18 protein-coding genes are annotated in these 24,197 nt (G+C 52.3%); 5 read left to right on the forward strand and 13 right to left on the reverse strand.

Going from position 1 to position 24,197, the window contains the following annotated elements; translation table 11 throughout:
- Nucleotides 1-909: 909 nt before the first annotated feature.
- The 7 genes from OI69_RS17245 to uvrA form a co-directional block, all read right to left on the reverse strand.
- Nucleotides 910-2,796, reverse strand: coding sequence for a sigma-54-dependent Fis family transcriptional regulator (locus tag OI69_RS17245; protein ID WP_039353302.1), 1,887 nt, complete (start codon nucleotides 2,794-2,796; stop codon nucleotides 910-912).
- A gap of 160 nt (nucleotides 2,797-2,956) precedes the next feature.
- On the reverse strand, nucleotides 2,957-4,120 hold the full coding sequence (locus tag OI69_RS17250; protein WP_039353306.1) for a metallo-dependent hydrolase: 1,164 nt from the start codon (nucleotides 4,118-4,120) through the stop codon (nucleotides 2,957-2,959).
- A 13-nt stretch (nucleotides 4,121-4,133) separates the two neighbouring features.
- Nucleotides 4,134-5,528 carry a DASS family sodium-coupled anion symporter gene (locus tag OI69_RS17255; protein WP_039353309.1) on the reverse strand — a complete coding sequence of 465 codons (1,395 nt, stop codon included), beginning with the start codon at nucleotides 5,526-5,528 and terminating at the stop codon, nucleotides 4,134-4,136.
- 62 nt (nucleotides 5,529-5,590) lie between these two features.
- Nucleotides 5,591-6,289: an RraA family protein gene (locus OI69_RS17260; protein ID WP_039353312.1), complete on the reverse strand. Its 699-nt coding sequence runs from the start codon at nucleotides 6,287-6,289 to the stop codon at nucleotides 5,591-5,593.
- A 10-nt stretch (nucleotides 6,290-6,299) separates the two neighbouring features.
- A complete protein-coding gene (locus OI69_RS17265) occupies nucleotides 6,300-7,253 on the reverse strand; it encodes a hydroxyacid dehydrogenase (RefSeq protein ID WP_039353315.1) in 954 nt (317 codons plus the stop codon).
- A 447-nt stretch (nucleotides 7,254-7,700) separates the two neighbouring features.
- A complete protein-coding gene (locus OI69_RS17270; protein WP_039353318.1) occupies nucleotides 7,701-8,120 on the reverse strand; it encodes a secondary thiamine-phosphate synthase enzyme YjbQ in 420 nt (139 codons plus the stop codon).
- 16 nt (nucleotides 8,121-8,136) lie between these two features.
- Nucleotides 8,137-10,971 (reverse strand): excinuclease ABC subunit UvrA, encoded by a 2,835-nt coding sequence (gene uvrA, locus OI69_RS17275; RefSeq protein ID WP_039353321.1) that lies wholly within the window; start codon nucleotides 10,969-10,971, stop codon nucleotides 8,137-8,139.
- A 324-nt stretch (nucleotides 10,972-11,295) separates the two neighbouring features.
- Between uvrA and ssb1 the strand changes: the two genes are divergently transcribed.
- A complete protein-coding gene (gene ssb1 / locus OI69_RS17280; RefSeq protein WP_039353324.1) occupies nucleotides 11,296-11,826 on the forward strand; it encodes a single-stranded DNA-binding protein SSB1 in 531 nt (176 codons plus the stop codon).
- A gap of 154 nt (nucleotides 11,827-11,980) precedes the next feature.
- Here the strand turns inward: ssb1 and OI69_RS17285 are convergent, their stop codons facing one another.
- The 6 genes from OI69_RS17285 to OI69_RS17310 are packed head-to-tail and all read right to left on the reverse strand — an operon-like array spanning nucleotide 11,981 to nucleotide 19,765.
- Entirely contained in the window at nucleotides 11,981-13,018 is a 1,038-nt protein-coding gene (locus OI69_RS17285; RefSeq protein WP_039353327.1) for a LacI family DNA-binding transcriptional regulator, read from the reverse strand.
- Nucleotides 13,018-14,070 (reverse strand): carbohydrate ABC transporter permease, encoded by a 1,053-nt coding sequence (locus tag OI69_RS17290; RefSeq protein WP_039353330.1) that lies wholly within the window; start codon nucleotides 14,068-14,070, stop codon nucleotides 13,018-13,020. Before OI69_RS17290 ends, OI69_RS17285 begins: the two co-directional genes overlap by 1 nt.
- 8 nt (nucleotides 14,071-14,078) lie before the next feature.
- The gene (locus OI69_RS17295; RefSeq protein ID WP_039353333.1) at nucleotides 14,079-15,077 is read right to left on the reverse strand and encodes a carbohydrate ABC transporter permease; all 999 of its coding nucleotides are present in this window, start codon (nucleotides 15,075-15,077) and stop codon (nucleotides 14,079-14,081) included.
- A gap of 23 nt (nucleotides 15,078-15,100) precedes the next feature.
- Nucleotides 15,101-16,192, reverse strand: a complete 1,092-nt coding sequence (locus OI69_RS17300) for an ABC transporter ATP-binding protein (RefSeq protein ID WP_039353336.1) — start codon at nucleotides 16,190-16,192, stop codon at nucleotides 15,101-15,103.
- 2 nt (nucleotides 16,193-16,194) lie between these two features.
- A complete protein-coding gene (bglB, locus tag OI69_RS17305; RefSeq protein ID WP_039353339.1) occupies nucleotides 16,195-17,301 on the reverse strand; it encodes a beta-galactosidase BglB in 1,107 nt (368 codons plus the stop codon).
- Between the two features lies 1 nt (nucleotide 17,302).
- Entirely contained in the window at nucleotides 17,303-19,765 is a 2,463-nt protein-coding gene (locus tag OI69_RS17310) for a hypothetical protein (RefSeq protein WP_039353343.1), read from the reverse strand.
- A gap of 451 nt (nucleotides 19,766-20,216) precedes the next feature.
- Here OI69_RS17310 and OI69_RS17315 point away from each other — a divergent pair, with 451 nt between their 5' ends.
- From OI69_RS17315 to OI69_RS17330, 4 genes are all read left to right on the forward strand, one after another.
- Nucleotides 20,217-21,524: an ABC transporter substrate-binding protein gene (locus OI69_RS17315; RefSeq protein WP_039353346.1), complete on the forward strand. Its 1,308-nt coding sequence runs from the start codon at nucleotides 20,217-20,219 to the stop codon at nucleotides 21,522-21,524.
- Nucleotides 21,521-22,072 (forward strand): glucosamine kinase, encoded by a 552-nt coding sequence (locus tag OI69_RS17320; RefSeq protein WP_039353348.1) that lies wholly within the window; start codon nucleotides 21,521-21,523, stop codon nucleotides 22,070-22,072. The genes OI69_RS17315 and OI69_RS17320 overlap by 4 nt, the downstream gene beginning before the upstream one ends.
- A complete protein-coding gene (locus tag OI69_RS17325; RefSeq protein ID WP_039353351.1) occupies nucleotides 22,069-22,983 on the forward strand; it encodes a BadF/BadG/BcrA/BcrD ATPase family protein in 915 nt (304 codons plus the stop codon). The genes OI69_RS17320 and OI69_RS17325 overlap by 4 nt, the downstream gene beginning before the upstream one ends.
- A 25-nt stretch (nucleotides 22,984-23,008) precedes the next feature.
- The coding region (locus OI69_RS17330; RefSeq protein ID WP_039353354.1) for a metallophosphoesterase at nucleotides 23,009-24,197 on the forward strand (1,189 nt) is incomplete at its 3' end.

Genomic DNA, 24,197 nt, shown 5'->3' on the forward strand with positions numbered 1-24,197 from the left:
TATGACTTGACCACTACATTGCCTCACCTAGGTTCACTGCCGTACAGGCAGCTTAGAAAGATAGGATTTCGCTTTTGTCGCAGCGCAAAGAGTTCACTGCCTATACGGCAGTGAACATTATGTCGAGCGCCTCCTCGAGTGTCGGAACTTTCTAAGCTGCCGTACAGGCAGCTTAGAAAAGAAGTGTTGGACGAGTTAATAATGGCATTCCGTTCACTGCCGTACAGGCAGCTTAGAAAGTGTGTCTGCGTGTCATGGTGTGGCTGCGCGTGTTCACTGCCTATACGGCAGCTTAGAAACGACGCTGACGATTTAGGAATTCAAGTGGAACGTTCACTGCCGTACAGGCAGTGAACGTCTGGTGTCGCCTTTGCAACCGCACGGCGATTTTCTAAGCTGCCGTACAGGCAGCTTAGAAAGGTTTATGGTCGCAAAATTCTGTCAGCGGCAAGTTCACTGCCGTACAGGCAGTGAACGCGGTTATGTGCTGCGTTCACGCGGTGGAATGTTTCTAAGCTGCCTATACGGCAGTGAACACGAATAAGAATAACCCCCGCGCCAACACCAGTTTCTAAGCTGCCTATACGGCAGTGAACGTAACGTTGGTAATTCCGTAGTAATCACATATTTTCTAAGCTGCCTATACGGCAGTGAACGCAATGCGTAAATGCGGCGTGACCCCTGGCCATTTCTAAGCTGCCTGTACGGCAGTGAACCGGAAATATTGTGATTGACGGGTGCGGGGTAGTTTCTAAGCTGCCTGTACGGCAGCTTAGAAAGGGTTTGGTTCGAAGCGTCACAAACTACGTGAGTTCACTGCCGTACAGGCAGCTTAGAAACGTCGCTAAAGTGTATCGTTCGCTGAGTCGATTGACGTACCGACAGTGTAGAACCCGAGTCATACAGATATCAGTTACCGATGTGTAGATCTTTGATTTTACGCCATAAGGTTGTTGGACTTATACCAAGAATAACGGCCGCTTTCGCTCGATCACCGTTAGTATTTCTCATAACCCTGTCGATAAGCATCCTTTCCTGTTTTTTCAACAAGTCTGTCTCACCCTCCTCAAGTTCAGTGCCTGAACTGCACATAGCACGATGAGTATGGGCTGAATCTATTTTACTAATCTCTATAAGACTATTTTTATCGACAACATCGATATTAAGTAAAACAACCAATCGATGTACAATCGCCTGTAATTCGCGCACATTTCCAGGCCACGGATATCTATTGAGAAAATCCACAGCATCATTCGTAAAGAGTAATTTTTTACCGTGGCGTTCCAAGAGATCGTGAATAATTAACATCACATCACCAGGACGTTCGTGCAATGCCGGCAGTTTCAGTTCAAGTATATTAATCCTGTAGTACAAGTCTTGCCTGAATGTCCCTGTACTCACTGACTCTGCAAGCTCTTTATTGCTGGCGGTAATAAGACGAAACCGCGCCGTAATCAGAACATCGCCCCCTAAACGGGTAAATTGCTTTTCCTGAAGGATCCTTAATAATTTAACCTGAACAGATAAAGGAGCTTCGCTGATTTCATCAATAAAAACGGTTCCATTCATTGCCATCTCAAATATGCCTGGCTTCCCTCCTTTACGCGCATCGGTAAAGGCACCTTCAGCATATCCGAATAGCTCGCTTTCAAGAATGCTTTCAGGGATCGCAGCACAGTTAATCGCAATGAAGGGTTGATCGCTTCTGGAACTGGCATGATGAATACTTTGTGCAAAGAGCTCTTTACCAGTCCCCGTCGCCCCCCAAATATTAACGGGCAAATCATGACCAGCATAAATTTTAGCTTTTTCCACCGCCTCTGATAAAGCACCAGAATTTCCAATAATATTGGAGAACGTATAGTTCGTATAAAACCCACCGACTCTGGATTTCTTATCTCCATTTACATGATAGTGTGGTAATGAATCTTGTTTGATCCCTGTTATTACACTAAAAAAATCCTGTTTTTGCGAAAAATGATTCACGGTCAGGATTATTACTTCACCATCAATATCTATAGTCTGATCTTTAACAGGAATTTCATTTATTATACTTCCGAAAATATTTTTAAAAGCCTCTTTTTTTAATAGTTTATCACCAACATTGCATTTAAATAGCAGAGCGCCCTTAGTGTTTACACTGATTACCTCACCGACCTGGTCTATACACATGATCGCTTCACGAGACTGATTCAATGCTGAGAAGCTCATTGCCAGTTTGAACTTTTCTTTTTTGATATATTTCAATAGCCCTAACGACTCATTAAGCGCCTGCTCTATGGATATATTATCCGTATCGCCCATCACGGCATTAAGATTATATTTCTTTGCCATCTCGGCAACAGCAAGACCGCCAATAACAAGCTGATAGTCGTTATCAGCAAGGTTTTTCACAACACTTTCTATGTCGTAATGATTATAAACCTGACATATTTTAAATTCTTCTCCCGTCATGTTTTGATAATGTCTTAACACATTACAAAACTGTGGAAAACCCACGGCAGCTATCTTTTTAGTTTTGTTTTTCGCTTCTTGAATTGTTCGATAGATGCCATGAAAATCATGCGCAATCTCGATGACAGGAATGTCAATGCTGTTTCTCAGTAGTGCCGCCGTGCCTCCGCGACTGATGATTATTTTTGTTCCTTTATTAATAAAATCAAACGCTTTATCTACAACATCAAAATAATCAAACTCATAGACGGGAATATCCAGATTCCTTTCAATTAAAACATTAAGGATTCTCTGTGTAATCGTTTTTGATACTGAAAAAACCACGATGTCATTGTTTTTCATAGCGAACCCACACATCACCACCAATGGATTGATTATATAGCCAGATGGCTTTTTATCAACAACTGGAAGGTGATGCAATGCACGATAAATAGAACCCCATCATAAAAATAAAAAAGCCCTGAGGTAATAAAATCAGGGCTTAATATTGATGTATAAAAAGTCAGAACGTCATACGACGATAGACAATGTTTCCGTTACATATTGTGGCACAGTTATCGATATAGCGATCGCCTTCAACTTTTACACCGTGCGTATCTTCGAATATCACGTTCTGTTTACGTATCTTAACGATAGAGACATCAGCAAAAGCACCCGGTTGTAATGAACCAATCTGCCCTTGCATTTTCATCAATCGTGCTGGCGTCGACGTAACGGATCGTACAATATCAAAGAACGACATCCCCATATTGAGATATTTTGACATCACAAATAAGAGGCTATAGACCTTGTCCGTACGCAGGCTATTCTTCTGCGTTAAATCGGTGCTGATGATATCAGGTAAAAAACCTTGTTCGATTGCCTTTCCGGCAACGTTGAAGTCAAAATGTGCAACACCATTTGAACAGTCAAAAATTACGCCTCTCTTTTTTGCCTCTCTAATAGATGGATAAAGCGTACCTGATTCATCAAGGATTGAGTTACCTGTACCGTGAAAGCAATGGGCATAAATATCATCACTCTGAAAATGCTGGATCAGGTCATCTGCTGACATCAATGAATCGGTAACATGTACACACATTGAGGTATTCAGCTCACGAGCTAATTGGGCTGTCGCAATGAAGGGATCGCTAGAATAGCCTTTCCCTTTCGCAATATCCTGACTGTAGCGTAATTTTATCCCCAGGATATTCTCTTTATTTTCTGCCAATGTTTGGGCTATTTTTCCAATATTATAATTAGCAGGGTTGGTATTTTCGAGATATCCGGTTGCCCCACCCCCCAGCGTGGATAACCCGACATTAACGACATTCAGGTAACTTTTTATTTTTACCATTGATGTGTTAATAACGGAGTTACGGAAAAGGGGATAATTCACCCAACCACTGCTTCCGGCATCGACCATGCTGGTTACGCCATTCGGTAGGCAAACCACATCCGGATTCACACTAATTGCCGTACCGCCATGAAAAACATGCGCATGAAAATCAATCAACCCGGGAAGTACAATGCAGCCCGCCGCATCGATCACGGTTTCGGCTTGCGCTGTATCAGCGTTATTCAAATCAATAATCCGGTTGCCAATAATACCGATATTACGGTTAATGTAGCTATCGGTATCAATATCAGCGAGCAACCCGTTTTTAATCAGAATATCCAATTTCATTTCGCGCCCTCCATTAAATACCGATAAATTTCCAGTAAGGAATACCAATAAGGAAATACACCAGGACGTTGACAAGAACCATAATCGTTCCCAGCAACCAGAAGGTTTTTTGTGGAACATAGCCACTTGAGAACGTGAATACGCCAGCACCATTACCATAATGTGTCAATAAAGCGCCGTAGCCTGCGGAGAACGCGAGGGAAAGCGCGACATACATTGGATGTGCTTGTGTAGTCATACCCAGGGTAAACAGCACCGGGTAAAAGGAGACAACGAACGCGCTGTTTGATACAAAAAAGTAGCGCACTGCGAGGCTAATAAAGACCAAAACGCCAATCGCGCTGATCTCACTGAGGTGTGACAGATCGAGATAACCTTTGATCACGTCGACCAGGTAAACGTAAAAACCGCCTTTCGACAGGGCAATCGCACAGCCATAGAATGCGCCATACCAAACAAAGGTCTGCCACGCCGCTTTTTCCGTCACCACGTCATTCCAGCTCAGCACACGGAACAGCAACAAGCATGCAAGGAAGGCCAGACCGACCGGAATAAAGTCGATGCCCGTGACAGACCCCGTCATCCAGCCCAAGACGCCCAGAATAAAGAAGACAATCAGCAATTTTTCTTCACGCTTCACCGGGCCAAGTTCCTGAAGGCCCTGCTCTGCAATCTCATTGACGTTAACGATAGTTTTTAATTCTGGCGCATACAGTTTGTAAAGAATCCAGGGAGCAATAAGCAATACCAGTCCGGCAGGCACAATCGAGGCTTTAAACCAGGTCATCCATTCGAGATTGACTTTCATAATCTCGTTGGCCAACGATACCGTAATGGAGTTTGTCGCCATCCCCGTCAGGAATAACGTTGAGGTTCCCATAGAAACGACATACATAAGAATGGTGAGATACGCACCGATTTTACGGCTGCCATTTTCAGGTTTAGAGCCAAGCGCTTCAGCAATATTTCTAAATATAGGATAAGTGATGCCACCAGATCGGGACATATTTGATCCCGTCGCTGGGGCGAGCAATGTATCGGTTACCATCATCAGATAGCCGAGTGTCAGCGTATTTTTTCCATAGCGCTTCAATAAAAGATAAGCAATGCGTTTACCTAATCCAGTAATCACGAATGCCTTACAAATAATAAAAGCACTGATAATAAACCACACCATTGGGCTACCAAATCCGGCAAATAATGGCGCGGGTTCAATAAGCAGTGAGGAAAACCCTAAAATAATCAGCATAATTACTGAATCAGTAAAAGGCCGAAGTACCAGGCCACATAGCATCGCAAGATAAATACCGACGATATGCCATGTTTCAGCCGATACGCCCTCAGGGTGAGGAACTACCCAGAATAAAGCAGGGAAGAATACGATAGGTAAGAGTTTTAAATAAAGCATTTAATGTTACCTTTGCTTTAGAGCCACAAACAATAGTTTGTGGCTTTCATTATTAAATTATATTAACGGTAAACGTCGTCGATAAATTCAACGCCTTTTTCGTCCAGTGATTTTCTAACCCATGCACGATTAGCCGTACCATTTTTAGCCGCTTCGACTTTACTGGCATCAAATTTCGAATATTCTTTCGCTTTATCTAATAATGCCGCCGCATCGCCTAACGGAATGGCAATAACCCCATCTGCATCACCAATAATCAGATCGCCGGGGCACACGGCGACACCGCCCACCGCAATAGGCGTATTCACTTCACCAGGGCCTTCTTTAAATGGGCCCGCAGGGTTGGAACCGGTGGCATAAAGAGGGAAATCCAGCACTGAAAGCGCATCAATATCTCGGATAGGCCCATCCAACACGATACCCGCGATTTTCTTCGTATAGTGCGCATACGCCACCATAATTTCGCCCATTAGCGCACGAGAGCGATCGCCTTCGTTAGAAACAACAATCACATCATGCTCAGTCGCCATATCCAGCGCGGCGTGCAGCATTAAGTTATCCCCTGCGCGCGCTTTCACTGTAATGGCATAGCCCGCCATAATTGGTTTTTTCGGGGAGGAAATTCGCTTAATACCATTTCCCAGCACGGCAATACGATTCATCGTGTCGGCAATATTTGCCGCAGGCAGTTGCTCGTATTGTTTCAATAACTCAACGTCAAAGGCTGGACGTTTTGTGAATACACGGTTTCCAATAGACATAGTTTTCCCCTTAAAAGCCCGGCACTGGCCAGGACGGTTTTTTTCCTGACAGCACTTCATCAATACCGATTGCTGAATGTAACGATGCACGATCGGTTGCTTCTTTAGTTGCCGCCCCAATATGCGGCCCGATAACAATGTTGTTTAATTTGAAAATAGGATCGTTGGCATCGAAGGGTTCTTTTTTCAGTACATCAATCCCAGCGCCCGCAATCGCATTACTGGATAGTGCGTGGTACAGCGCTTTTTCATCAACCAGTTTCCCGCGGGCGGTATTAATGAAATACGCCGTGGGTTTCATGATGGAGAATTGTTTCTCACCGACAAAATCTACCGTTTCGGGGGTGGTTGGGCAGTGCAGAGAAACAAAGTCACTTTCCTGGAAAATACGGTCAAAATCGTTCGTTAATTCGACCCCTTCCGGAACCTGATCTTGCGTTTTATACGGATCATATGCGATGACTTTCATATTAAAGCCATGTAACGCTTTCATTGCGACACGCGAACCAATATTCCCTACGCCAATTAGCCCGACGGTTTTTCCGTCCAATTCAACTTTCGGCGTGCGTAATTTCGCCCAGTAATAATCTTCAAGCATCTTTTCTTCAACCAGCTTGAAATTACGGGAACAATGCAACATGTAGAAAATAGCCAATTCGGCTACAGACATACTGTTTGCAATTGGTGCATTTAATACAACAATACCATGACGTTTTGCTGATTCCAGATCTACGGTGTCATAACCCGCGCCGTGACGTGCGACGACTTTTAACTTCTTCGCCGCTTCAAATACACGATCAGACATTTTAGACAGGCGAACAATAATACCATCGCAATCAGGAATATCACGGATAATATCCTCTTCTTCCATTCCTGAACCATCAATGAGTTGATAGCCCCGGCTTTCCAAATACTCTCTTCCTTCTTTCATTATTTCCTGAGGAAGTAAAATTTTATACGACATTTAACCATCTCCATTATTGATTTACTGATTACGTATTTGTTTGCACGTCGTGTGCCAAGAGATAGAAAAACGCAAAAAACCGGAACCAATAGATTGATTTTATTTGGTTTTATTTTTATTTTTTAATTTTACCATTATTCTATGGAGTGATAAAAATCACATCTAAACGCTATTCATCATCCCAACATCCACATCATTATTTCAATATGAAAAACAGAAATTTCAATATGAAAAAAAGAATAAGGTGCACATCACAAAAATAAAACGCATAAAACAGACTAAGAATCTATCCCACAAGGAACGGTGATTAATAAACAATGATCCTATCTGAGGTCGGAAAAACGGCGGGTAATAAGCGGCAGATCGGCGATAAACGATGGAGGAAATATAAATGCTTCACTGCCGTGCAGGCAGGGATGCGTCGCTGGCGCGACGCATATCGCGGAGCTATTCTCCGTTGAGAGTGACAACCAGCGAGCGACTGCCGCCGTGGTTGCGGTGCTCACACAGGTAGATACCCTGCCAGGTGCCGATGTTCAGGCACCCGTTGGTGATGGGGATGGTCAGGCTGTTTCCCAGCAGGCTGCCTTTCAGATGTGCGGGCATGTCGTCACTGCCTTCATACGTATGGCGATAGTAGGGTTCATCCTCCGGCACTAAACGATTGAAAAAGCTTTCGAAATCCTGCCGTACCGTGGGGTCGGCATTTTCGTTAATCGTCAGCGCTGCCGAGGTATGCTTGATGAACACCTGCATCAGCCCGACGTTTATCTGGCGCAGTGCTGTCACCTGCGCCAGTATCTCGTCCGTCACCAGATGAAAGCCTCTGGCTTTCGGCTTCAGACGGATTTCATACTGTGTCCACATCGTCGGCTTCCCTTTATCAGGCTTCACGCGCCAGAATCGGTCGCAGGAAGCGTGCGGTATGGGACTGTTCGCACTCCGCCACCGTCTCCGGCGTACCAGAAACCAGAATTTCTCCACCGCCGCTACCGCCTTCCGGCCCCAGATCGACAATCCAGTCTGCCGTTTTAATCACATCCAGATTGTGCTCAATCACGACAATGGTATTGCCCTGATCGCGCAGTTGATGCAGCACGGTCAGAAGCTGCTGAATATCGGCAAAGTGCAAGCCGGTTGTCGGTTCGTCGAGAATATACAGCGTCTGCCCGGTTCCACGCTTTGACAGCTCACGCGACAATTTCACACGCTGCGCCTCCCCGCCGGACAGGGTGGTAGCCGACTGCCCAAGGCGAATGTAGGACAGGCCGACGTCGATCAGCGTTTGCAGCTTGCGCGCCAGCGCCGGAATGGCATCAAAGAACTCGCGCGCTTCTTCGATGGTCATATCCAGCACTTCATGAATGCCTTTACCCTTGTATTGAATTTCCAGCGTTTCGCGGTTATAGCGCTTGCCTTTGCACTGGTCACACGGCACATAGACATCCGGCAGGAAGTGCATTTCCACCTTAATCACGCCGTCGCCCTGACAGGCTTCGCAGCGGCCGCCGCGTACGTTAAAGCTGAAACGACCGGGGTTGTAGCCACGGGTGCGAGCCTCTGGCACGCCCGCAAACAGTTCACGAATCGGGGTGAAAATACCGGTATAGGTTGCGGGGTTAGAGCGCGGCGTACGGCCAATCGGGCTTTGATCGATATCGATCACCTTATCGAAATGCTCCAGCCCCTGAATCTCACGGTGGGCAGCAGGTTCTGCCAGCGTCGCACCATTAAGCTGGCGCTGCGCCAGTGGGAACAGGGTGTCATTGATCAGCGTCGATTTGCCCGATCCCGACACGCCAGTGATACAGATAAACAGCCCAACCGGCAGCGTCAGCGTGACGTCTTTCAGATTGTTGCCCTTCGCGCCAATCAGCTTCAACACCTTGGTCGGATCCGCAGGAACGCGCTGTTTCGGGATTTCAATCTTGCGTTTACCGCTGAGGAACTGCCCCGTCAGCGAATCCGGCACCGCCATAATCTCTTCCATCGTGCCTTCCGCGACAATCTGCCCGCCATGCACGCCCGCACCGGGGCCGATATCAATCACATGGTCGGCGGCGCGGATCGCATCCTCATCATGTTCCACCACAATGACGGTATTGCCCAAATTACGCAGATGAATCAGCGTTTCCAGCAGACGCTCATTGTCGCGCTGGTGCAGGCCGATGGACGGTTCATCCAGCACGTACATCACCCCCACCAGCCCGGCACCAATCTGGCTCGCCAGACGAATACGCTGCGCCTCACCGCCGGACAGCGTTTCCGCGGAACGGGAAAGCGACAAATAGTTCAGCCCGACATTCACCAGAAACTTCAGCCGATCGCCAATCTCTTTCAGCACTTTCTCAGCAATTTGGGCGCGCTGCCCGCTCAGCTTCATATTCTGGAAGAACGTCATCGCATGGCCGATGCTCATATCGGAAATCTGCGGCAGCGTCGTCTGCTCAACAAACACGTTACGCGCTTCTTCACGCAGACGCGTTCCGCCGCAGCTCGCGCAGGAGCGGTTGCTGATGAATTTCGCCAGCTCTTCGCGCACGGCCGTGGATTCCGTCTCTTTATAGCGGCGCTCCATGTTGTGCAGCACGCCTTCAAACGGATGACGACGCACGGAAGTGTCGCCGCGATCGTTAATGTATTTGAATTCGACGTTCTCTTTGCCAGAGCCGTACAGAATCACTTTTTGCACCGCTGCGCTCAGGCCTTCAAACGGGGCATCGACGTCAAATTTGTAGTGCTCCGCCAGCGAGCGCAGCATCTGAAAATAGTAGAAATTGCGGCGATCCCAGCCGCGAATCGCGCCGCCTGCCAGCGACAGCTCCGCGTTTTGTACCACGCGAGCCGGATCGAAGAACTGCTGCACGCCCAGACCATCACAGCTTGGACACGCCCCCGCCGGATTGTTGAACGAGAACATGCGCGGTTCCAGTTCGTGCATGCTGTAGCCACACACCGGACAGGCAAAGTTCGCGGAGAACAGCAGTTCAGGCTGCGTCGGGTCGTCCATATCCGCGACCACCACGCTACCACCGGACAGCTCCAGCGCGGTTTCAAACGACTCCGCCAGCCGCTGTGCCAGATCGTCGCGCACTTTAAAGCGGTCAACGACGACTTCAATGGTGTGCTTTTTCTGCAATTCCAGCTTCGGTGGATCGGACAGATCGCACACTTCGCCATCGATACGGGCGCGGATATACCCCTGTGAAGCCAGATTTTCCAGCGTCTTGCTATGTTCGCCTTTACGATCTTTCACAATCGGTGCCAGCAGCATCAGGCGTTTGCCTTCCGGCTGCGCCAGCACGTTGTCGACCATCTGGCTGACCGTCTGCGCATCCAGCGGCACATCGTGCTCCGGGCAACGCGGTTCACCCACGCGAGCAAACAGCAAACGCAGGTAATCATGGATTTCGGTAATCGTCCCGACCGTGGAGCGCGGGTTGTGCGAAGTGGATTTCTGTTCGATAGAGATAGCGGGCGACAGCCCTTCGATATGATCGACGTCCGGTTTTTCCATCAGCGACAGGAACTGACGGGCGTAGGCGGAGAGGGATTCAACATAGCGCCGTTGCCCCTCGGCGTACAACGTGTCAAACGCCAGCGATGACTTACCCGACCCCGACAAGCCAGTGATTACGATCAACTTGTCGCGAGGAATTATCAGGTTGATATTCTTGAGATTATGGGTACGAGCACCACGAACTTCGATCTTATCCATTCACACACTTCCCGGAACAAAACGGTTTGTCATCGCCTCTCAAGCAGAGAGAACCGGTACGAAACGAGCAATTATGACACAAAAAAAATGCCGGACGCGTTTTTTAACGTCGCTTACAACAGCCCAACAGGGTGGCAAGCCGGGATAGCTTGCCATAAAAAAGACTGAATGGATATCCAGTATTCAACTCGTTTACTTTGCAAACGCTGTAAACCTGATTTTCATTTCTGAAGCTATTTCGCAGGTATGACAGAGAGTTTTCCCATGTTAAGATTGATCGTTTAGACTTAAAATAAATCTATCGATTCATCAGGAGAGACGAGCATGGCCAGTAGAGGCGTTAATAAAGTGATTCTTGTCGGGAATTTGGGTCAAGACCCGGAAGTCCGCTATATGCCGAATGGCGGTGCCGTTGCCAACATCACGCTGGCGACGTCGGAAAGCTGGCGTGACAAGCAAACCGGTGAGCAGAAAGAGAAGACCGAGTGGCACCGCGTGGTGTTGTTCGGCAAGCTGGCGGAAGTCGCGGGTGAATACCTGCGTAAAGGCTCGCAGGTTTACATCGAAGGCGCGCTGCAAACCCGTAAATGGGCCGATCAGTCTGGCGTAGAGCGTTACACCACCGAAGTGGTGGTGAACGTCGGCGGCACCATGCAGATGTTAGGTGGACGCCAGGGCGGTGGTGCCCCAGCAGGCGGCGGCCAGCAACAAGGTGGTTGGGGACAACCTCAGCAGCCGCAGGGCGGCAACCAATTCAGCGGCAGCGCGCAACCTCAGCAGCGTCCGGCACAAAATAGCGCACCGGCGCAAAGCAATGAACCGCCAATGGATTTCGACGACGATATCCCGTTCTAAAAATACCTATTTAAGATTGTTAATTCAGAACAACTAAACCCTGCTTCGGCAGGGTTTTTTACTCGCTACAGCTAAGCACGTCGATGAGTGGTTCACTGAAAGTCGAGCGTTATCGAATACAGCAGGCCGCTTTATCTGCAAAAATAACGCCCCTCTACCCTACCCGCCGCACCGACTCTCTGACCACCACCTGTCCGGCCAGTTCGGTACGCTGGGCGATGCCGAGCGCCTGTGCCGGTATCATCTGCTGTGACAGCAGTTGTAACGCGGCACGGGCAATCGTCTCAAACGGCAAATGCACCGTGGTGAGCGAAACGGGCAGCATGTCGAATGGCAGAATGTCGTCCATTCCCATCACGGAGATGTCCTCCGGCACCCGCAGTCCATATTGATAAAGCGCATCGATCACGCCGATAGCCTGATTATCCGCCGCACAGAAAATCGCGGTCACGCCCTGCCTGTCCGGGTTAGCCGTCAGCCAGCGCAGCAGCGCATCACGCGCCGTGCGCGGGTGGAAATCCGGCAGCGACAGAACCAGATCCTCATCAACCCCAATACCAGCCTGCGCAAGCGCATCGCGATAACCGCGCTCACGCTGTTTGATCGTCATGCGCGATGTCCAGGTCAGATGCAGGATCCGCGTATGTCCTTGTTCGATCAGATACTTAACGGCGGCCGCGGCGGCATAGTGATTGGCGGGCGTCACACTGCTCAGGCGCATCGTGGGGTCTTCCCCGTTGATCAGCACCGCCGGAATACCGCTTTCCGCCACGGCATTCAGCAGCGTCGGGTGGTCATCATTCACGATCAGAATACCGCTCTCTTTTCCGCCCTGAAGTTCACGCAGCAGTTGCTGCTCATTAATGGAGTCGTGCTCCCCCAAAAACGGACGCAGTTGAATATTGCGTTGCAAGCAGAGCGTTTTCAGGGCGTTAATCAGCGTCAGTGACACCAGATTGTACTCGCTCTCCAGCATCAGGTTGCGCGGCGTCGCCAGCAGAATGTGGCGCAGCGGTTCCATTTGCGCCACGTTTGCTTTGGCCACTTTATGCAGCGGATAGCCCTGCTCGGTGGCAATCGCCATGATGTGCTGTCTGACTTTGGCGCTGATCGGTGCCGTCCCGTTCAGCGCGCGGGAAACCGTACTGATGGAAACCCCCGCGCGGTCGGCAATATCCTTGAGTGTCGCCATTATTTCATCCCCGTGTTGGCAATCCCCGTCGTGATGTATTTTTGTAGGAAGACGAACACCGCCGTCACTGGCAGAAGCGACAGCATTGTCATCGCCAGTATATAGTGCCACTGCACCGAGAACTGCCCCTGAAACGCATTCAGGCCGATTTGCAAGGTGAAATTATCCTGACTGGAGAGGACGATCAGCGGCCAGAGGAAGTCGTTCCAGCGCCAGATCACCGAGAAGATCGCCAGCACGGCCAGCGCCGGAGCCGTCAGCGGCAGGATGATTTTCCAGTAAATACGGAATTCGCTGGCGGCATCGATACGCGCTGCCTCGATCAGCTCATCAGGTATGGTCAGCATATATTGCCGCAGCAGGAACACACCGGTCGGCGTCGCCACGGTGGGAATAATCACGCCCCATAGGTTATCGCCCATGTTCAGGCCAATCACCACCAGAAACGTCGGCACCATCACCACCGACAGCGGGATCATCATGGTGGAAAGGAACAGCGTCAGTACCGTACCGCGCCCGCGAAACTCGTATTTTGACAGCGCAAAGGCCGCCATCGAACTGAGCAACAGGGTCAGCAGCGTCGCCGTCACCGTCACAAATACCGTGTTTTTCAGATAGGTGGTGAAGTGGAACTTCGTGAGCGGCGTAGCGTAGTTATCCATCTCCAGATGTAGCGCTTTGATCGGCACCAGATCTTTGGTCGGCACGCGCACCACCTCATTTGGCGCATCCGGGTTAACCAACTGCGCAATCAGACCGATACGCCGCACCAGCGCCATGGTTTTCGCTTCGCCCTCTTCCTGCTTGACCTGCCACAGTTCCAGCGGCTTCGGGTATTCCGGCAGCGTGACAGTATCCGCCGCCTGCGGCAGAAAGCTCGGCGGAAAGCGGTTAATTTCCGCTGGCGTTTTGAACGACGACATCGCCGCCCACATCACCGGAATCAGCACCAGTAGCGTGCCGACCACCAGCCAGACCCAGCTCATGATATCCGTAATATGGATGCGCCCCGGATGACGGGTGCGGGTGAGAAACGCGATTATCTTCATCATGGCTCCCGTTATTTTTTCCCTTCCAGCCGACGTGTCAGCAGGAACTGCAATGCCGTCAGGATCATCAGCACCACGCCCATCAGTACCGAGGCCGCCGAGGCTAATCCGTAGAGCGACGCATTCGAGGAGAAGGCGGTCTGGTAGATATACTGCACAATAAAGCTGTTGGCCGTGCCGGGGCCACCGCCGTTGGTTAACACCCAGGCTTCATCAAAAATCTGCACGCTATGGATGGTCAGCAGGATCACGACCACCAGAATGTTTGGCGCCAGCAGCGGCAGCGTCAGGCGATAAAAGCCCCGCCAGCGTGACGTGCCATCCACTGCCGCCGCCTCATAAATATCACGCGGGATCGCCTGCAACCCGGCCAGCAGGATCAGGGTATAAAACCCGACGTGAAACCAGACAGAGACAAACACCACCCAGAAACGCGACAGCGTCGGGTCGAGCAGGAAGGTAATCGGCTGCCCGCCTAACGACGACAGCACCAGATTCAGCAGGCCGTTGCGGTTAAGGAACCACTGCCAGATCAGGCCGACGACCACCGGCGACAGCAACACCGGATAGAAGAACATGGCGCGGAAAAAGCCACGGGCGATAATCTTGCGGTTGAGGATCAGCGCCGTCACCAGCGCCACCAGCAGCGTGAAAAACACGTTGAAAAACGTGAACGATGCCGTGTTGTAAACGCCGGTCCAGAACAGATCCTGTTCACAGCTTGCCGGTTCAGCATAGTTGCCGCAATTCAGTAGCGTGGCGAAGTTATCTACGCCGACGTAGGGGCGTTCCCACAATAAAATATTCGTGCCGCCGGTAAAGGCGTAACACACCGACAGCAGAATCGGAATAAAGACAAAAACGGCGAACAACAGCATATTGGGCGCGATAAAAAACCACGGCATCACTTTACGACCACCGAGTTTTTGTAGCAGATTCACCGCTTTCTCTACTGGCATTACCAGCTTATCGACCAGCGTTCCCGCGGGCAGTAAGGCTATTTTTCTCATGTCGTCCTCTCCCGTCGCGTTAATTAATGCTCGGTACAGCGCGGCAATGTGTCATCGGTGCCGCCATCGAACAGATGGCAATACGTCGGCGGGAAGCGCACAAACACCGATTCACCTGCCGTGAACGCGCGGTGCTGCGCCAGATGAACAATCATCTCGTCGTCGATACCGCCCATGCGCCCATAAATAAAGGTTTCATGCCCCATCATTTCGCAGCGATCGACGCACAATGCCATCCCCTCGCCTTCTCCCACCAGCTCACAGTGGGAAGGACGAATACCGAGCGTGACGCTCTGCCCGACCGTGCCGATAAACGGCAGCGCCAGGCGATTGCCGGACGGGCACTGCACCTCGACCCCCTCCGCACAGGTGGCGACAATCTGCGCCGGAAACATATTCATGCGCGGAGAGCCGATGAAGCCCGCGACAAATTTGTTTTTCGGCCGATTGAACAGCTCCAGCGGCGTGCCCACCTGCTCGATACGCCCCGCGTTCAACACCACAATGCGCTGCGCCATCGTCATCGCTTCCACCTGATCGTGAGTCACGTAAATCATGGTGGTGCGCAGTTTCTGGTGCAGGCGGGATAGCTCGCCGCGCGTCTGCACGCGCAGCTTGGCATCCAGATTGGAGAGCGGTTCATCAAACAAAAACAGATCGGGTTCACGCACAATGGCGCGGCCAATGGCGACACGCTGCTGTTGCCCACCCGACAACGCACGCGGCTTGCGATCCAGATAGGGCTCCAGCCCCAGCATGCGGGCAGCTTCATCAATACGGCTATTGATTTCCGCTTTGGGGAAATGCAGGTTTTCCAGTCCGAATGCGAGGTTCTTGCGCACCGAGAGATGCGGGTAGAGCGCATAAGACTGGAACACCATCGCCACCTTGCGTTCGGCAGGCGAAAGATCGTTTACTTTACGCGTGTCGATCCACAGTTCCCCCTGGCTTATCTCCTCTAATCCGGCAATCATGCGTAGCAGCGTGGATTTTCCACAGCCCGACGGACCGACAAAGACCATGAATTCGCCGTCATGAATCGTTAAGTCCACCCCTTTGATGATGTTCACCGCACCATAACTTTTGTGAACGTTTTTTAGTTCCAGACTCGCCATCGTTACCCCCCGCAAACAGAATCTAACTGCGCCAACAACATCAGCATGACCAGCGCCTGCCCATAAGGCACGGCAACATTGGGAATATCGCGATAGAACTGTAAGTCGTGCCCCATCGCCGTGCCGTCCGAGACACCCTGCACCACACCCTGTGCGTCAATCTGCGCCACCACGGCGGCATAGCCTTTTTCCAGCACCTCCTGTGGGAAATCGCGCAGCATCCCCAGCCGCCGCGCCGTCAGAATACCGGCGATAAATCCGGCGCTGGCAGACGTCTCCAGCGGAGAATCCGGGTCATCGAGCAGCGTGTGCCACAGGCCGGAATCATGCTGGCAGCGCGCCAGCGTGGTCGTTTGCTGTTCCAGAATCGCTTCCAGCGTGCGCAGTACTGGCGTAGACAGTTGATCCTCCGCCAGTACCCGCATTTCCGGCAGCACCAGCGTGATCCAGGCGTTGCCGCGCCCCCAGAACGCCTTGGCATAATGATGGCGGCCAACAAACGTCCAGCCGTGATACCACAGCCCGCTGCGTACGTCGGCCAGATAACGGGCGTGCGTAAGAAGCTGATATTCCGCCTCTTCAATCAGATCGCGACGGGAGAGCCATTTCCCCGCCACCACCAGAAACAGGCCAGCCATAAACAGCGTGTCATCCCACAATTGCCCGGTGTTCGGTCGCTCTTTCACCGTGTGCTGGAAGCCGCCGTCTTCGGTTTTCGGCAATGAATGCAGCAGCCAGTCTGCCCAGTCACTCACGGTGTCACGCCACTGCGCGGGTACATCCGGTTTGTCCTGACACAGCAAAGCCAGCACCAGCATCGGTGCCGTCGAGTTGATCTGGCGCGGCGGCAGTCCGGCATCCAGTTTTTGCTGATACCAGTTCGCCAACGCCGTCAGCATAGTGTTGTCCTGCGTCAGATGCGCCAGCTTCCAGAAACCGTACAGCCCGACGCCGACCTCCCAATCCCACTCCTCAAATTGAATGGTCAGATCGGCCTCTGGCACATCATCCTGCGTCACGCTGTCGATCGCCTTCAGGCGGCAAAATGCCCGTGCCACCTGTGCCAGCAACGCTTCCGTTTGTGGTCGGTTAAGTGAACCTGTCTGCATGTCATGGATTTCCTGTGTTGAACTGCGGGACGACCGGAACATCGTCGGGGAAAACGAAAGGTTGCTGCGCCACGCGGAATCCTGTCTGGCGGCTAAAAGCCAGCTCGCCGTAATCGGGATCGTCAATGCGTACGCCGTCGCTCTCTGGGGTCAATGCGCGCCCGCGAAAACGCGCGGCAAATTCAGCAAATTCGTGTGCGCCGTCGCCGCTGTCCACGGCGACAAACCACGCGTTCTGTTCGCCATACGCGCGCAGCTCGCCTTCTGCCTGCTGGCCTGCGCTCGCAAACGGCTGTAATCCGGCGGGATTATGAAAGGCGGCATAGCCGTTGCCGCCGCGTACAAAGCACCAGGTGTCTTCAATAATCACCTCATCCAGCGCGGTTTGTGGCAGATAGAGGTGCGTCCACGGGCGTACATCCTGGTGCAGGTCGAACACCATCAGCGCACGATTGCGATACTGCATCAGGTGCGGCAAACGCCCGTTCCCCGCCCAGTAAGACGGACGATGTACGCCGTCGGGGCGATCCTCGCCGGGATGGTTCACCCACAGGCGTGCGGCATAGTGCGTACCCAGCCGCACATCCAGCAGATGCTGCTGGTGCCCATGCTCGCCGGGGTGATGGTCGAAAACGGAGGAAAACGCGACGTCGCGCTGCTTCCAGGCAATGATACGGGCACTGCGGTTCAGCCCCTGAACCCAGCGCGCTTCCGCACCGTGCGGCAGGGACCAGTGCGCAATCCGATCTGTCGTTTCCGGTGGCTGGTAGTCGCTCAGACACAGCAGCGGCAGCGCGGCGCAGTGGGGAATCAGCCAGCCTTCGCCCCACATCAGCGCACACAGACCGGACAGCTCGGTCAGCATGCCTGAACGCAGCTCTTTATCGTAAGCGCGTCCCATCGTGCCAACGGCGACGCCGTTTTGATGTACCCACGCCGTCATCAGCATGATCCGGTCAATCACCACGCGGGATTTTTCGCGCAGATCGGCATCCTGCGCCAGTGCATACAGCGCCACCAACCCAATCAGATCGATGGGGTAATAGGCCGCCGAATTCCACTCCACCAGCCCATGTTGCAGAATAGAATCAAACCAGCGCGTCAGGCGTTCGTGGGCGATGGCCTGCTGTTCCAGACCGCGACGGCCGCTGCACGGGAAGGTGTCATCAGGGAAGTTTTGTCCGGCCAGATACTGCGCGACGTGGAAACACAGGCAGTGGTTTTCACTCCAGAACCACATGGTGTCGTTGCCCGGCTCATCAATCCAGTAGCGAAAACCAAGAATGGCGCTGCGCACGCGCCGCCAGTCCTGCGGTGGTAACTGTTGTCCCTGATAGCGCTGCCACAGCCAAATCAGCGGCACCAGTTGGAAATCCGCGCAGTCTTCACGGCGGCTGATTTTTTGTAGCGCGCCATTGAGGATCGGCACCGCTTCCGCTTTACCCTCACCCGTGGCAACAATCGCCAGCAGTCGCCCGAGGCGTTCAAAACCGTGCTGCGCGGTATGGCGTAACACCGCTTCGCGTCGCGCTGCCAACGTCGGCAATGCAGGCATCGTTTGCGCTGGCAAGCGCCCAAAGCTCAGCGTTCGCGTTAGCGTAACGCCGTTGCAGGTCGCGGCACAGACCAGATCATAATAGCCAACCAGAACCGCAGGCAGATCCACCTGCCAGCCCCGATTCCCCGCAGGCAACGTCTGTTTCTGTTGCCATGCAGGGACGGACTCGTTGAAGTTGCCAATTAAACGGTGCGCCATCGTCACGGATGCCGGCAGCGGCTGTGAACTGTTCAGTACCAGCACCGGCGGTTGGATCAGGTTATGTTCCAGCGTCAGCCCGTTTATCCAGCCATCCAGCGCGGTTAGCGCTTCGCACAGCGCCACGTCTTCAGCAAGCTGCCAGCAGAGCATATCTTCTCCCTGATAGCACAGGCTGAACAGGTAATCGGTGTCGCGTTCACACAGCTCTTCGCTATGCACCACCAGCGTGTTCGATCCTGCTTGCAGCGGCAGCGTGATAGCACAGGTTTGCTCAGTATTGCGGGTAAAAGGCGTAAAACGGGTGATTTGCTCACCGTTCAGCCACAGCGTGATACCGCCGCAGGTGCTGAGAGTAAACGGTGCCGCCTGCGGGCGGTCACTGTGGATGATGCAGCGCGAAAAGCGCTGAACGTGAACCGGACACGGCCAGAAATCGCTGAAATTCACGCTGCGACTTTCATCGCCGCCGCTCCACATCAACGGGAAATGAAGATCTTCTGGCAACGCCACGTCGCGCGCTGCCTCCTCCTGCAAAAAACGCACGCGACAGGGCAGCACGCCAACATCGACAAAACCGTTAATAAAGCGGTAATTCACCTTATCCGGCAACGTATCCGGTTCGGCAAAATAACGTTTTTCTATCAATTCGGTCATCAGAAACCGATTAATGACGCCGTTCTTCTTTAATTTCCAACCGATATTCATACGGAATCCTGTTTACGGTTTTGAAAAATAAAATAACGAAAAGCATGGCTTAGCTTATTTGCACACTCACCGTGTATACGCCGCCAATATTTAGGCCAATGTCTTATCACCTGCACGGTAATCTCACAGACCAAATGCAAATTTGCATTAAATTATTATTTGCATTCATTTATTGACATTTCGCATTAATAAATAAGATTATCAGGTTTATATATGTGATAAATGTCACAAAAATGTGTTATTTAAATCAACATTTAAAATATTTTTAACCTGCTTCACATAATTCAGCCAGTGTTCTGTCCATGATTACATCACTAAAATGACATACGAATGCAAATTTGCATTAATTAAAACCTAGAAATAAATCACTGAGAAAATTCATTCAGTCGCCAACACCAGGGTATTTACGTCATTAATCCAACATAAGATGTTCTCATTAACGGAGAGGTTTATGATGCGTCCCAACACCGCGTTATTTTTTTCCGCCCTTGCACTGGGGTTATTTAGCAGCAGCGCGTTAGCCGCCAAAACGCAAATAACATTTTTATATAGTGACGACGATCCCGAATTAGTGCATTTCATGGAACAGAAAGTGAAAGCGTTCTCGCAGAGTAATGAGCGCATTGACGTGAATTTTGTCAGCACTGGCTATAACGCGTTGCAAACCCAATTGCCAATGCAATTGGCGGCGGGATTAGGCCCGGATATTGCGAAAACCACGCAGATGGGGCTGCTGGGGTATACGCTGGATTTACGCCCCTATCTGAAAGACCCAGCCGCCTTTGAGAAACGCTACAGCGCTGGAATCGACAAGATCATGCGCGTGAAAGGCGTGCATAAACCCGATGCATTGCCGGGCTTTGTTGCCTCCTGGACCGCCGATCTGCCCTTTGTTAACGTGACGCTGTTTGAACAGGCCGGCGTTCCCCTGCCCCAGCCGGGCTACACGATGGATGATTTGATGAAAGCCTCGAAGCTGGTCGCAGAGAAAACCGGCGTGCATATTCCCTTTACCATCGACCGCAGCGGCTTCCGCTTCTCCGGCCCCGCCTACTCTTACGGCGCACGCTACGATAAAGATGGGCTGATTAACTTCCCAGACGCTGCGGCGCAGCAGTGGATTAAAGATCTGAAACGCTGGTCAGATGAAGGGGTGTTCCCGCGTGAAATGTGGGGCGCGGCGGGCGGCGGCCAGTACAAGAGCATGGCTGACGATTTCGTGAACGGCAACATCGTGACCTACTTCTCCGGCAACTGGCTGTTGAACCAGTTCAGCAAACAGATTGGCGACGGTTTTGACTGGAAAGTACTGCCAGCCCCCTGCAAGGAGAAGTGTATTTCGATGGGTGGCGCAACCTTTATCATGCCATTCACCACCACCAAACACCCGCAGGAAGTCGCCGAATTCATGGAGTGGCTGGGCAGCGAACCGTTGCAACGTGAGATCGCCGAGCGTTTCAATATCATCGTCGGCGCTGATATTCCCAACCTGCACTACCAGACCAAAGATAAGCATGTGATCGACGGCTTGAACACCGCACGTGAAGAGATCAAAAAGATCCCATCCTACGTCTTTGACTGGGAACGCATGGAAAGTCTGGGTGCGAACGAGCTGTACCCGATTATCCTGACGCGCTTTACCCAATACCTGAACGATCAGGTGTCGTTTGATGAGTATCTGCGCCTGACATCAAATGATGTGAAGCGTCTTAATGAGACGATCGCGACCAATCAACAAAAGCGGAAAAACACACCGTGAAAGCGCAACTGAGGGAGATTCCCATTAATGGCGATCTCCCCTTTGATCGGGTGCGGGAACAGGCATGGTGCGAACAGCACTGGCCGGGACAACGCCGCTATCTGCTCGTGACCGGCGGTTTTACCCGACTGCTGCACTGGCATGACGGCCTTCTGACCTGCCGCGGTGGTGACAGCTTTCCCATCGGCACCCCAGCGAGTTTGTCGCGGCTGGGGCTGTGGGCGGTGCAGGCGATGCTTCAGGCCGTTGAGGGCATCACCCCGCTGACGCCACTCAGTGAAGCGCTATTCCTGCACTTCGATAAGCATATCGATCGCGTGATCGACTGGTCAAAACAGGCACAGGCAGCAGACTACACTGCGCTTGGGCACGTTGTGCTGGCGTATCCACAAGATGCGCTGGCAGTGCAGTTGTTAACCCGCTGCGCACAGGAACTGTCACTCCTGCTCAGCAGCCTGCCGGACTTGCCGCGCGACGCGGTGTTGCTCAGCGGCTCGCTGGCGGTAGCCTGCTTTCCCTATCTGGATTTCGGAGCGCGCACATCATGACGACATGGCTCTATGCTGGCGTGGATGGCGGTGGTACAGGCTGTCGGGCGCGAATTTATCAGGCCGACGGGACGCCGCTTGGACAGGGGCACGGCGGTCGCGCCAATCTGTTACTCGGCGTGGAGCATGTGCGCCGCTCGGTGGACGATGCGATCGCGCAGGCGTTGCAGCACAGCGGGCTGTCACCGGATGATGCCTCCCGGCTGAAAGTCGGGCTGGCGCTCGCCAGCGCAGAGCATCGCACGGCCTACGATGCCTTTCTGGCATTGCCGCATCGTTACGCCGCGCAGGTGCTGAATACCGATGCGCTGGGCGCCTGTCTGGCCGTCAATCAAGGGAAAGAGGCGGGCGTAGTGATTGCGGGCACGGGGTCCTGCGGGCTGGCGTGGCAAAAGCAGACCATTACCGCCTACGGCGGCCATGAGTTTCCGATTTCCGATCAGGGCAGCGGCGCACGCCTTGGGCTGGCAGCGCTGCAACACACCTACGATGTGCTGCAAGGCTGGGGCACGCCGTCTGCGCTCAGCCAGAGCATCGCCGATTTTTTTTCCACCAATACGGCCCACGCACAGGCCGCGAACACGCTTGATGCACTCCAACGCGTTAGCCAGCAGGCAAAACCCGGCGACTACGCCCAGTTCGCCCGCCACGTATTTGACGGCGCTCGACAGGACGATGCCGTTTCTCACGCGCTGCTGGCGCAGACAGCCAGCGAAATCAGCCAGCTTTTGCAGGCCGTGGCGCGCCATGCAACGCCTCGCTTGTCGCTCATGGGCAGCATCGGCCTGCATATTCGCCCCTGGCTACCGTCCACATGGCAATCCCAACTTGTCGCCCCCATGGGCGATGCGCTCGACGGCGCGCGATTGATTGCCTGTCATGATTATGCGTTATACAGCCATCCGTTATAAAAACTACATAATGCCGGAGACATCCATGACATCATTTACTCGCAGAACCTTCGTTAAGCTCGGCGCAGGCAGCGCCATTACGCTGGCTGGCGGCTTTTTCCACGCTAACGCGGAATCAGCCGCCTCCGCCAGTCCGTTGCGCATTGCCATTATTTCGGATGTGCACGTCCACAATATTTACGGCAACTATGATTTTGACGGCCTTCCCGATGCGCAGACCGGCAAGAAGCTGACGATCCGTACCCTGAAAGATTCGGTGAATTCGACCCGCATTTTCAACGAACCCTACTTTGCGCTGCTGGCCGCGCTGGATGAACTGGCAAAACAGCAGGTGAAATACGTGGTGCTGTCCGGCGATTATTCCGATGATGGTCAGAAGCCAACCGTTGAAGGCATTGCCGCCATATTGACGCAATACGAACAGCGTCACGGGATGCGCTTTTTTGCCACGACCGGCAACCACGATATCAACCGACCACAGGGGGATGACTCCTCGGAAAGGATGCTCAATGCCGACGGCAGTTGCACCATGCTGAGCAGTAAATCCGATGTCAAACTCGGTGATGCCCAGTCGCTGATCGTTACGGATAAGATGCAGGCGCTCGGCTATGAGCGCGGTCTGCCGCTGATGAAGCCGTTTGGCTTCTTTAAGCGTAACGATTTCCTGCACTGGGAAACGCCGTTTGGCGACAGCGATGAACTCAGCAAACGCCAGTATCTGGCCCGTTCGCCGGACGGCAGCAAGCAGTGGAACATTGTGGACGCATCCTATCTGGTGGAGCCGGAGGCAGGACTGTGGCTGCTGTCCATCGATGCCAACGTGTATCAGGTTAAAAACGGCCCGGAAAAACGCGAAGAGATTAAAGGCTACTCGACGAGTACCGACACGGGCTGGAATGCCCTGCTGACGGAAAAACCGTTCATGTTACCGTGGGTGAAATCGGTGGTGCAGCGGGCGAAAGCGCAAAACAAGAAGCTGCTGGTGTTCTCACATTATCCACTGGTCGATTTTCTCGACGGCACAATAGAAGATGAAAGGCAGCTATTCGGCAGCAACAGCTTCATTAAACGTACGCCACGACCAGAGGTTGCCGAACAGGCGCTGGCGGCAGGGATTCGCCTGCACTTCAGCGGTCACTTGCACGTCAACGACACGGGCGTATATCGCAGTTCACAGGGCACGCTGGTGAATGTGGCGGTGCCGTCTCTGGCAG

The sequence above is a fragment of the Pectobacterium fontis genome, from assembly GCF_000803215.1.
Taxonomy (GTDB): domain Bacteria; phylum Pseudomonadota; class Gammaproteobacteria; order Enterobacterales; family Enterobacteriaceae; genus Pectobacterium; species Pectobacterium fontis.